The organism is Kitasatospora kazusensis (assembly GCF_039529945.1).
In the GTDB taxonomy this organism is placed as follows: Bacteria; Actinomycetota; Actinomycetes; order Streptomycetales; family Streptomycetaceae; genus Kitasatospora; species Kitasatospora kazusensis.
In genome coordinates, this window is record NZ_BAAANT010000002.1 from 388,115 (window position 1) to 399,235 (window position 11,121).

6 protein-coding genes and 1 pseudogene are annotated in these 11,121 nt (G+C 74.7%); 4 read left to right on the forward strand and 3 right to left on the reverse strand.

From position 1 onward, the window contains the following. Positions 1 to 22 precede the first annotated feature (22 nt). Positions 23 to 3,361, forward strand: a complete 3,339-nt coding sequence (locus ABD330_RS03750; RefSeq protein ID WP_344460574.1) for a S8 family serine peptidase — start codon at positions 23 to 25, stop codon at positions 3,359 to 3,361. Here the strand turns inward: ABD330_RS03750 and ABD330_RS03755 are convergent. Together ABD330_RS03755 and ABD330_RS03760 are read right to left on the reverse strand one after the other, a co-directional pair. Beyond that, on the reverse strand, positions 3,308 to 3,712 hold the full coding sequence (locus ABD330_RS03755) for a GtrA family protein (protein ID WP_344460649.1): 405 nt from the start codon (positions 3,710 to 3,712) through the stop codon (positions 3,308 to 3,310). The two genes, ABD330_RS03750 and ABD330_RS03755, sit on opposite strands and share 54 nt — an antisense overlap. 32 nt (positions 3,713 to 3,744) lie before the next feature. Then, positions 3,745 to 6,327, reverse strand: coding sequence for a YfhO family protein (locus ABD330_RS03760; protein ID WP_344460576.1), 2,583 nt, complete (start codon positions 6,325 to 6,327; stop codon positions 3,745 to 3,747). Between the two features lie 214 nt (positions 6,328 to 6,541). Here ABD330_RS03760 and ABD330_RS03765 point away from each other — a divergent pair, with 214 nt between their 5' ends. The 3 genes from ABD330_RS03765 to cimA all read left to right on the forward strand — a co-directional run bounded on the left by ABD330_RS03765 (position 6,542) and on the right by cimA (position 10,883). Further along, complete coding sequence (locus ABD330_RS03765; protein WP_344460578.1) at positions 6,542 to 7,579, forward strand: 3-isopropylmalate dehydrogenase; 1,038 nt, start codon at positions 6,542 to 6,544, stop codon at positions 7,577 to 7,579. 146 nt (positions 7,580 to 7,725) lie between these two features. Beyond that, a complete protein-coding gene (locus ABD330_RS03770) occupies positions 7,726 to 8,838 on the forward strand; it encodes a branched-chain amino acid aminotransferase (RefSeq protein WP_344460580.1) in 1,113 nt (370 codons plus the stop codon). Positions 8,839 to 9,284: 446 nt separating this feature from the next. Beyond that, entirely contained in the window at positions 9,285 to 10,883 is a 1,599-nt protein-coding gene (cimA, locus tag ABD330_RS03775; RefSeq protein WP_344460582.1) for a citramalate synthase, read from the forward strand. 54 nt (positions 10,884 to 10,937) lie between these two features. On the opposite strand, the pseudogene ABD330_RS03780 reads toward cimA, so the two are convergent. Then, a pseudogene (locus tag ABD330_RS03780) lies at positions 10,938 to 11,121 on the reverse strand (ATP-binding protein); the annotation flags it as partial.

The window sequence follows — 11,121 nt, forward strand, 5'->3', positions numbered from 1 at the left end:
CCCTGCTGGGGGAGGCGGACCTGTGCGTACCCACGCTGCTCTGACCCGGATCGGGATCACCCTCGCCGTCGTCGCAGGTTCCGCCGCGCTGGCCCTGCCGCCCACCGGCGCCGCGGCCGGAGCCTTCGGGGGCGGCCCCTTCGCGGGCGGCGCCCGCGCCGAAGGCCTCCCGCAGAGCGTCCTGCTCGAACTCGACACCGAGGCCGCCGCCCCGGCCTGGCGCCGGGCCGGGGCCGATGCCCGCCGGGCGAGCCGCACTCCGGAGGAGATCCGCCGGGCGGCCGCCCGGGCCGGGGCCGAGCAGCGCGGGCGGGTGGACCAGGCACTGGACCGTCTGGCCGGCGCCGTCCGCCGGGCCGCCCCGGGAGCCCGCGAGCTCTACCGCACCCGCACCCTGATCACCGGCCTCGCGGTGACGGCCCCGCCCGCGCGGCTGGCCGCGCTGCGCGCGCTGCCCGGCGTGCGGGCGGTGCATCCGATCACCCGGAAGGAGCGCGGCAACGCGTACTCCGTCCCGCTCACCGGCGCGCCCTCGGTCTGGTCCGGCGAGCTCGCCGACGCCGGGCTGCCAGGCAACACCGGGGCGGGCGTGCGGATCGGCATCATCGACTCCGGCATCGACTACACCCACGCCGACTTCGGCGGCCCGGGCACCGAGCAGGCGTTCCGCTCGGTCGAGCGCGGCAAGCCGGCCCCGGCCGCGCTGTTCCCGACCGCCAAGGTGATCGGCGGCAAGGACCTGGTCGGCGACGACTACAACCCGGACCCGTCCGCCGCCGGCTACCAGCCGGTGCCGCACCCGAGCGGCAACCCGCTGGACTGCGCGCTGAACGGGCACGGCACCCACGTCGCGGGCACCGCGGCCGGCCTCGGCGTCACCGCCGACGGCAAGCCCTACACCGGCCCGTACCACCCCGGGCTGGACCCGGCCGGCTTCAAGGTCGGCCCGGGCGCCGCGCCCGGCGCGAAGCTGTACGCGATCCGGGTCTTCGGCTGCGACGGCTCGACCGACCAGCTCGCCCAGGCCCTGGACGTGGCCGCCGACCCGAACGGCGACGGCGACCTCTCGGACCGCCTCGACGTCGTCAACCTCTCGCTCGGCAGCCGCTTCGGCGACCCCGACGACGCCGACGCGCTGGCCGCCGACCACCTCGCCGAACTGGGCACCGTGGTGGTCGCGGCGGCCGGCAACGAGGGCGACCAGTACGGCGTCGGCGGCAGCCCGGGCACCGCCGCCCGCGCCATCGCGGTGGCCGCCTCGGTGGACGGGCACGGCGACGCGGACGGCATCCGGGTGCTCGCCCCCCAGTCACTGGCCGGGCCCGTCCCCGCGTACTGGAGCGCCAAGTACCCGGGCTGGTCGACCGCGGACGTCAGCGGCGAGCTGGCCCTGCCGGCGGACCAGGTGGACGGCTGCACGGCCTTCGACGCGGCCGACGCCGCCCGGCTCAAGGGCAAGGTCGCGGTGCTCGGCTGGCACGCCAAGGACCCGGACCGGGCCTGCGGCTCGGCCGCCCGGGCCGACCACGCGGCGGCCGCCGGCGCGGTCGGCGCGCTGTTCGCCTCCGACGGCGGCAACCTGGTCGAGATCGCGGGGGACGACAAGATCCCCACCGCGATCCTGGCCCGCGCCGACGGCGACCGGCTGGTCAAGGCGATGGCCGACGGCCCGGTGCGGGTGCAGCTGGCCGCCCCCGGCAACACGCTGCACGGCTCGGTCGCCGAGGACCAGCCGCAGCGGGTGGACACCCTGGCCGCCTTCACCTCCCGGGGCATCGGGGTGCCCGGCGTCGTCAAGCCGGACGTCGCCGCGCCCGGCGAGAGCATCTGGTCGGCGCGGGTCGGCACCGGCGCCGGCGGTATGCGCGAGGACGGCACCTCGATGGCCACCCCGCACGTCACCGGGCTGGCCGCGCTGGTCCGCGCCGCCCACCCGGACTGGTCGGTCGCCGAGGTCAAGGCGGCGCTGATGAACACGGCGGGCGACACCTGGCTCGGCGAGAACCGGTCCGGCCCGTCCTACGGCCCGGAGCGGACGGGCGCCGGGCGGGCCCGGGTGGACCTCGCCGTCCGCACCCCGGCCGTGGCGTACGCGGCGGGGGAGGGCTCGGTCGACGGCGCGGTCGGCGTCTCGTTCGGCCCCGTCCCGGTGACCGGGCCGACCGAGCAGAGCCGGGAGGTCGAGATCCGCAACTTCTCGGACCAGCCGCTCGACTACGACACCGGCTACCTGCCGTCCACCGAAGTCCCCGGTGCCGCCTTCGACCTGTCGCCGGCCCGGGTCACCGTCCCGGCGGGCGGGACGGCCCGGGTCACCGTCACACTGCGGGTCCCCGGGCAGCTCGGCCGGGCGCCCGACCCGACCATCGACCTCACCCAGGCGGGCCGGGCCCGCAGCTACCGGGCCGAGCTGTCCGGACGGCTGCTGCTCACCCCGGCGGCCGCCGGGCTGCCGGCCCTGCGGGTCCCGCTGTTCGCCGCGCCGCGTCCCGCCTCCGAGCTGTCGGCCGGTCCGCAGGCCCGCGCCTCGCAGACCTCCACCCTGCTCACCCTGACCGGCTCCGGCGCGCCGGCCGAAGGCGGCGGCGCGCTGGTGAGCGCCTTCGCGCTCGGCGGGGAGGCCGCCCGCTGGCCCGACTGCCCCGCGGACATGCGGGAGAGCGAGAAGAGCAAGGACCTCTGCGTCACCCGGGCCGGTGACCGCGCGGCCAACCTGCGGGTGGCCGGCGCCGCCAGCGACGCCCCGGCGGTCGGCGGCGACCCGCTGGCCGAGGGCACCCTCTACCTGGTCGCGAGCTTCTGGGCCCCGGGCGCCACCCCGGTGAGCAGCTTCGGCGTGCGCGCCTCGCTGGACACCGACGGCGACGGCGTGCCGGACGTGATCGTGGTCGGCGACCGGCTGACGGGCAGCGACGTCCTGGTGGCCCGCGCCCTGGACGCCCGGACGGGCAAGGAACTGGACGTCCAGCCGCTGAACGCGCACTGGGGTGACACCGACACCGACCTGCTGGACAGCGACACCGTCGTGCTGCCCGTCCGGCTGTCGGCCCTGCCGGGCCTGAAGCAGGGCGGCGGCACGGTGCACTACGCCCTCTGGACGGGCCTGGACCAGGCCGGCACCCCCAAGGCCAAGGATGCGGTCTCCTCGATCGGCCTGGACGGTGAGCGCCCGACGCTGGCGATCGACGTGCTGCACCCGGCCCTCGACGTCCGCAGCGGCTTCGGCGGCCCGGCGGCGGTCACCGCCCCGGAGCGGCCGGGCTCGGTGCTGGAGGTCCGCCGCACGCCGGGGGACACCACCCGGCTGCTACTTGTCCACCACCTCAACGTGGACGGGCGGCGCGTCGAGATCGTCGGCTGAGGCCGGCCGGCCCGGGTCGCGGCCGGTCAGCACCAGCTTCGACAGCACGAAGGTGACCGGCAGCGCGACCACCGCCGCCAGCAGCGGCGCGATCCGGTCGTCCACCCCGCACCACTGGACCAGCGCCAGCACGCCGCCGCTCTGCACCAGGTAGTTGGTGACGTTGGGCAGCGGGAAGAGCAGGAACTTCCGCCAGGTGGGCCTGGTCCGGTAGGTGAAGTAGGTGTTCATGAAGAACGACCCGACCATGCTGGCCAGGAACGCGGCGGTGAACGCGGCGAAGTACGGCAGGTGCGGGTGGAGCAGCAGGTAGCAGGTGTAGAAGACCGCGGTGTTCACCAGACCCACCATGCCGAACCTGACGATCTGCCAGAACTGGGGTTTCACCGCTCCTCCTCCGGGCACGGGCCGTCCTCGGCGCGGAAGGTAGCACGGGACTCCTCGGCCCGGCCGGCCGGCGGCCGGAGCCCGGGCCCCGGGCGCACCCGCACCCGGCCGGCTACCGCGGCACCCGCCAGCACCGCCAGCGCCGCGCCGCCGACCGCCAGCCCGGTGTCGAGCCCGGGGGTGCGGTAGGTGCAGGACAAGCGCGTGGCGCCCGCGCCGAGCGGCAGCGAGACCATGCCCAGCAGCGGCGTCGGCGGTGCCTCGGCCCGGCCGTCCACCGAGCACCGCCAGCCCCGGACGGCCGGCACGGACACCAGCGCGGTGCCGGCCGACCCGGGGGGCAGCACGGCCTCGATCCCGTGCCCGCCGGCCCGGACGGAGACGGCGCCCCTGAGCCGCCCGAGCGCCGCATCCAGCGCACCCGGGGCCAGGCAGCCGACCGGCTGCACCGGGACCTGTGCCGCCGACCCGGCCCGCAGCAGCAGCCGGACGGCGCCGTCGGCGGGCACGGTACCCAGCTCGCGGACGGGCATCGCGGTCGCCGGCTGGAGACCCTGGCTCTCGAAGGCCGTCCCGAGCCCCGCCACGGTGCCCGCGAACCACGGCCCGTAGAAGTACGCCGTGCTGCCGGGGGTGCAGACCCCGGCGAACACCGTCCCGGCGCCGCCCTCGGGCGTGGCCGGGATCGACCAGCCGCTGGTCCCGTGCAGGGTGGGCGCGGGCCCGGCGGCCGGGGCCAGCTTCGGGACCTCGTACACCGCCGTGCCGAGCAGCGACTCCTGCCGGGCCCAGACGGAGGAGGTGCCGGGTCGGCTCGCGGGGTGCACGGTGACCAGCGGCGCCGCCGTGGCCCGCCCGGCGGCGAAGCCCCCCGGCGCCGGGTCCAGGTAGGTGGTCACCCCGAACAGGGCCCGCCCGACCGGGTCGGCGGGGCTGAGGGTGTGCCGGCCCGACAGCGTCCACCCGGCGCCCAGGTCGTGCAGCAGCTGGGCGGTGACGGCGGGCACGTGGGCGCTGTCGTACGCACCGCCCTCGCCGCCGAGCAGCAGCGGGTCGTTGCCGGTGAACTCGTGCGGGCCCGGGTCCGTCCGGCTGCCCGGCCAGTCGTCCGCCCGCCGGATCAGCCCGTACGCGGCGAGAGGCCGCGCACCAGCCGTCGTGACGGTACGCGGCGCCGGCGGCCCGTCACGGAGCACGGCGGCCCGGTACGCGGCGTACACGGACCCGGCCAGCACGCCGGCCGCCAGCGCCGCGCCGACGATCCGCCGCACCGCCGGGTCGTCGGGCCGGCGCCGGACGGCCAGGAACGCGCCCGCCACCAGCGCGGCCCCGGCGGCGGCCAGGACCCAGGTGGCGGAGCCCACCGAGTGCTGCCCGCGCGCCGACAGGGCCACCAGCGCCACCAGCCCGGCCCCGCCGAGCAGCGCGAACGCGTCGGGGCGGTGCGCCAGCGAGACCCAGGCCGCGATCACCAGCATCCCGCTGAGTACGAACGCCGCCCGGTACGGGCTGCCGTTCGGGAGCGCCAGTCCGTGCCAGAGCATGATGGCCGGCGTCCAGGTGAAGCTGGCCGCGACGGCCGCCAGGAGCAGGTACCAGGCGGCCCGCTCGCGGACCCGCACCCGGCGGTTGAACGGCAGCGAGGCGACCAGCAGGAGGGCCGGCACGCCCACGAAGACGTTCGGCAGCGGATGGTCCGGACGCCCGCCGGGCAGCAGCTGCGCCAGGTACTCCGCGACCCCGGGTGCTCCGGCGTAGTGGGCCACCCGGGCGGGCTGGGCCTCCTTGCCCGCCTGGTAGCCGACCACGATCACGGGCGCGGCCAGCAGCGCCCCGGTCGCCGCCATGGCCGCCGACCGGCCCAGCACCCGCAGCCTGGCCCGGACCGTGGTCCGGGCCAGGAACACCCGGGTCAGCAGCACCAGGCCGGCGCCGAGGACGGCCATCGTGCCGGTGTGCAGGTTGCCCGCCCAGGCCGCCGCGACGAGCAGGGTGCCCGCCGCCCAGCGCCGCTCGGCCAGGCACCGGTCGAAGGCCAGACAGACCAGCGGCAGCGAGACCAGGCCCCACATCCACATCGGCGCGGGCGCGCCGTCCTCCAGTACCCAGGCGCACCCGCCGTACCCGGCCGCGAGCAGCGCCCGCAGCCAGGGCGGGCCGGGGTGCAGCCGGCCGAGGAAGACCGTCATCAGCGCCGAGGCCAGCCCGATGCTGAGCAGTGTGACCAGGAAGACCGGGAGGTTCACGGCCGCGCGCGGGAAGAGCCCGACCAGCCAGGAGAACGGGTTCGCCAGGTACGCCAGGAAGTCCGCGAGGAAGGGTGAGCCGTAGCCGCTGTTCCAGTTGAACAGCAGGTCACCCGTGGCGGTGCCGTGCTGGAGGTCCCACAGGTGCGCGTGGAACGGCACGAACCGGTCGCCGAGGTCGCCCACCGCCCGCGACCGGCCGCCGAACGGGTAGGTGCCGTGGAACGCCGAGGCCAGGCAGTAGGCCGCCGTGGGGAGCGCCGCCGCCAGCGCGGCCGCCCGGGTCTCGGGGCTGCGGAGCCGTCGACGGGCGGCTGCGGCGGTCCGGCTCACGGCGCGGTGGCTCCTGGTAAGGGTGCGAATCGTGACATAACTGACCAATCGGACCGAGCATATGCGGCAGGGGAGCGCGGAGCCGCGCGAGGCGGGGGCGCGCGCCGTCGCTCCCGCTTCCGCGCCGGCCCCCGGGGGGACGGCGTTCCGACCCGAGGGTCCGAATGGTGGACAGCTGATGTCACTGACTGGGACGCGGGAGTAGGGTCGGACCATGTCTCGCAGCCTTCGTCTCGCAGTGATCCCCGGTGACGGTATCGGCCAGGAAGTCGTGGCCGAGGGCCTCAAGGTGCTCGCCGCCGCCCTCCCCGCCGACGTCAAGGTGGAGACCACCGAGTACGACCTCGGCGCCCGCCTCTACCACCGCACCGGCGAGACCCTGCCGGACGGCGTGCTGGCGGAGCTGAAGACCCACGACGCGATCCTGCTCGGCGCCATCGGCGACCCGAGCGTCCCGTCCGGGGTGCTGGAGCGCGGGCTGCTGCTCAAGCTGCGCTTCGCCTTCGACCACTACCTGAACCTGCGCCCCGGCAAGCTCTTCCCCGGCGTGGACTCCCCGCTCGCGGGTCAGCCGCAGATCGACTTCGTGGTCGTCCGCGAGGGCACCGAGGGCCCGTACGTCGGCAACGGCGGCACGCTGCGCACCGGCACCGAGCACGAGGTCGCCACCGAGGTCAGCCTCAACACCGCGTACGGCATCGAGCGGGTGGTCCGTGACGCATACCGCCGGGCCGCCGCGCGGCCGCGCAAGAAGCTGACGCTGGTCCACAAGAACAACGTGCTGGTCCACGCGGGCGGCCTCTGGACGCGGATCTTCGCCGCGGTCGGCGAGGAGTTCCCCGAGGTCAGCACCGACTACCTGCACGTGGACGCGGCGACGATCTTCTTCGTCACCCAGCCCGAGCGCTTCGACGTGATCGTCACCGACAACCTGTTCGGCGACATCCTCACCGACCTCGCCGCGGCTGTCACCGGCGGTATCGGCCTCGCGGCCAGCGGCAACATCAACCCCACCGGCGAGTTCCCGTCGATGTTCGAGCCGGTCCACGGCTCGGCCCCCGACATCGCCGGCCAGGGCAAGGCCGACCCGACCGCCACCGTGCTCTCGGTCGCCATGCTCCTGGAGCACCTCGGTTTCACCGCCGAGGCGGCGACGGTGGAAGCGGCCGTCGCGGCCGACCTCGCCACCCGCACCGGCACCCGCAGCACCTCCGAGGTCGGCGACGCGCTCGCCGCCCGAGTATCCGGCTGACGGGCCGGTACTACCTCCACAGCTGACACGCCAGCTGTTCGGCACGGCCCTCTAGATGCGACTATCAACAGTGGGCCGTGCCGTCGTGTGTTCGATCACCGACCGGTCCGCGCCCGGACGAACCCCACGGTGAAGGACAGACAGCCATGAGTACGCCCACCCAGGCGCCCATCACGTTCGACCTCAAGCCCTCCGCGCAGCCGCTCTCGGACGCGGAGCGCCAGGCCCGGCTGGCCAATCCCGGCTTCGGCAGGGTCTTCACCGACCACATGGTCACCATCCGCTGGACCGAGGGCCGCGGCTGGCACGACGCCCAGCTGACCCCGTACGCGCCGCTGGAGATCGACCCGGCGAACATGACGCTGCACTACGGCCAGGCGATCTTCGAGGGCCTCAAGGCCTACCGCCAGACCGACGGGTCCGTCTCGACCTTCCGGCCGACCGCCAACGCCGAGCGCATGCAGGCCTCCGCCCGCCGCCTCGCGATGCCCGAGCTGCCGACCGAGGCGTTCGTCGAGGCCGTGGAGCTGCTCGTCCAGCAGGACCAGGCCTGGGTCCCCAGCGAGCCGGAGCAGAGCCTCTACCTGCGCCCGTTCATGTTCGCCACCGAGGTCGGCCTCGGCGTCCGCCCGGCCAACGAGTACCTCTTCATGATCATCGCGTCCCCGGCCGGCGCGTACTTCCCCGGCGGCGTCAAGCCGGTCTCGGTCTGGCTCTCCGAGGAGTACGTCCGGGCCGCCCCCGGCGGCACCGGCACCGCCAAGTGCGCCGGCAACTACGCCGCCTCGCTCGTCGCCCAGGCCCAGGCCGCCGCGAAGGGCTGCGACCAGGTCGTCTGGCTCGACGCCGCCGAGCACCGGTGGATCGAGGAGATGGGCGGCATGAACCTGTACTTCGTCTTCGGCGAAGGCAAGGACGCCCGCATCGTCACCCCCGAGCTCTCCGGCGCGCTGCTCCCCGGCATCACCCGTGACTCGCTCCTGACGATCGCCGCCGACCTCGGCTACGCCGTCGAGGAGCGCCGGATCTCCACCGACGAGTGGAAGCAGGGCAACGCCGACGGCACCCTCACCGAGGTCTTCGCCTGCGGCACCGCCGCCGCCATCACCCCCGTCGGCTCGGTCAAGTCCGCCCGCGCCGACTGGACCGTCGCCGAGGGCAACCCGGGCCCGATCACCATGGAGCTCCGCCGGACCCTGCTGGCGCTCCAGAGCGGCCAGATCCCGGACACCCACAACTGGCTGCACAAGCTGGTCTGACGCCTCCCGGGCGCTCCGCTGCGGCGGGGCGCCCGGCCCGGCGCCCGCGTCGGCTCGGTCAAGTCCGCCCGCGCCGCCCGGCCCGCGCCGCCCGTCGGTCCCGTCCCGGATCGCGAGACACGGCAGCCGCATTCCGGATGGTGTGCCAGACTCCGGGTGTGTCCTCGCTCGCGCTCATTATTAGCAGCAGGCGCGCCGGTCCGCAGTGACCGCTCCGCAGTGACCCTCGCGGAGCGACCATCAGCGTCAGACCCGCGCGCAGACCTCTCGCACCCGCGAGGGGTCTTTTGTTTTGCCCCGGCCGGCCCATCTCCAGCCGCCGGGAGCAGGACCCGGACGGAACGTGACCCCCACGAGGGGTCGTGGGACACCGGGTGGCGCGCGGGGATGGTGGACAGTAGAAACCCGGCAATTCGCAGTACTCGCCGAACGGAGAATCCAGGGCCATGAGTCACCCCGACGACAGCTTCCACGTCTTCGACACCACGCTGCGCGACGGCGCCCAGCGGGAGGGCATCAACCTCACCGTCGCCGACAAGCTGACCATCGCCCGGCACCTGGACGACTTCGGCGTCGGCTTCATCGAGGGCGGCTGGCCCGGCGCCAACCCCCGCGACACCGAGTTCTTCGCCCGCGCCGCGGCCGAACTCGACCTCAAGCACGCCCAGCTGGTCGCCTTCGGCGCCACCCGCCGGGCCGGCGGCAAGGCCGCCGAGGACCCGCAGCTGGCCGCGCTCGTCAACTCCGGCGCACCCGTCGTCACCCTGGTCGCGAAATCGCACGACCGGCACGTCGAACTGGCCCTGCGCACCACGCTCGAAGAGAACCTGGAGATGGTCCGGGACAGCGTCGAGTACCTGCGCGCGCAGGGCCGCCGGGTCTTCATCGACTGCGAGCACTTCTTCGACGGCTACCGCGCCAACCGCGACTACGCGCTCGCCGTCGTCCGCACCGCCCACCAGGCCGGCGCCGACGTGGTCGTGCTCTGCGACACCAACGGCGGCATGCTCCCGGCCGGCGTCCGCGACACCGTCGCCGACGTGCTGAAGCAGACCGGCGCGCGACTGGGCATCCACGCCCAGGACGACACCGGCTGCGCCGTCGCCAACACCCTGGCCGCCGTGGACTCCGGCGCCACCCACGTCCAGTGCACCGCCAACGGCTACGGCGAGCGGGTCGGCAACGCCAACCTCTTCCCGGTGGTCGGCGCGCTGGAGCTCAAGTACGACCGGCGGGTGCTGCCCGAGGGCAAGCTGCCCGAGATGACCCGGATCTCGCACGCCGTCGCCGAGGTGGTCAACCTCGCGCCCTCCACCCATCAGCCGTACGTGGGATTCTCCGCCTTCGCGCACAAGGCCGGCCTGCACGCCTCGGCGATCAAGGTCGACCCGGACCTCTACCAGCACATCGACCCCGAGCTGGTCGGCAACACCATGCGGATGCTGGTCTCCGACATGGCGGGCCGCGCCTCGATCGAGCTGAAGGGCAAGGAGCTCGGGTACGACCTCTCCGCCGACCGCGACCTGCTCGGCCGGGTGGTCGCCAAGGTCAAGGAGCAGGAGAACCAGGGCTACACCTACGAGGCCGCCGACGCCTCCTTCGAGCTGCTGCTGCGGGACGAGGTCCGGGGCCGGCGCGAGCGGTTCTTCACGCTGGAGTCCTGGCGGACCATCAGCGAGCAGTCACCGGACGGGAACCCGGGCAACGAGGCCACCGTCAAGCTCTGGGCCAAGGGCGAGCGCCGGATCGCCACCGGCGAGGGCAACGGCCCGGTGGACGCCCTCGACAAGGCGCTGCGGACGGCCCTGGAGCACATCTACCCGCAGCTGGGCAGGCTGGAGCTGGTCGACTACAAGGTCCGCATCCTGGAGGGCCAGCACGGTACGGGCTCCAAGACCCGGGTGCTGATCGAGAGTTCGGACTCGACCGCGTCCTGGTCGACGGTGGGTGTCGCGGACAACGTGATCGCCGCCTCCTGGCGGGCCCTGGACGACGCCTACACCTACGGGCTGATCCGGGCAGGCCTGGACCCGGCGTCCGCCTGACGCATCACCAGAAGGCCCACGGACTGCCGTCCGTGGGCCTTTCCGTTGCCGGCCCTAGCGGAGCCGGGCGAGCAGGGCGTGCTCGACCAGGGTGATGAGGGCGCTCTTGGCGCTGTCCCGGCGGCGCGCGTCCAGCGTTATGACCGGGGTGTCGGGGCCGAGCTGGAGTGCTTCGCGGACTTCGTCGGCGGTGTGGGGCTGGTGTCCGTCGAAGCCGTTGAGGGCGACGACGAAGGGG

Coding starts and splice junctions, on each gene's coding strand:
- ABD330_RS03770 (WP_344460580.1), top strand. CDS start 7,726: ATGAGTACGCCCACCCAGGCGCCCATCACGTTCGACCTCAAGCCCTCC.
- ABD330_RS03755 (WP_344460649.1), bottom strand. CDS start 3,712: ATGGTGGGTCTGGTGAACACCGCGGTCTTCTACACCTGCTACCTGCTG.
- ABD330_RS03765 (WP_344460578.1), top strand. CDS start 6,542: ATGTCTCGCAGCCTTCGTCTCGCAGTGATCCCCGGTGACGGTATCGGC.
- cimA (WP_344460582.1), top strand. CDS start 9,285: ATGAGTCACCCCGACGACAGCTTCCACGTCTTCGACACCACGCTGCGC.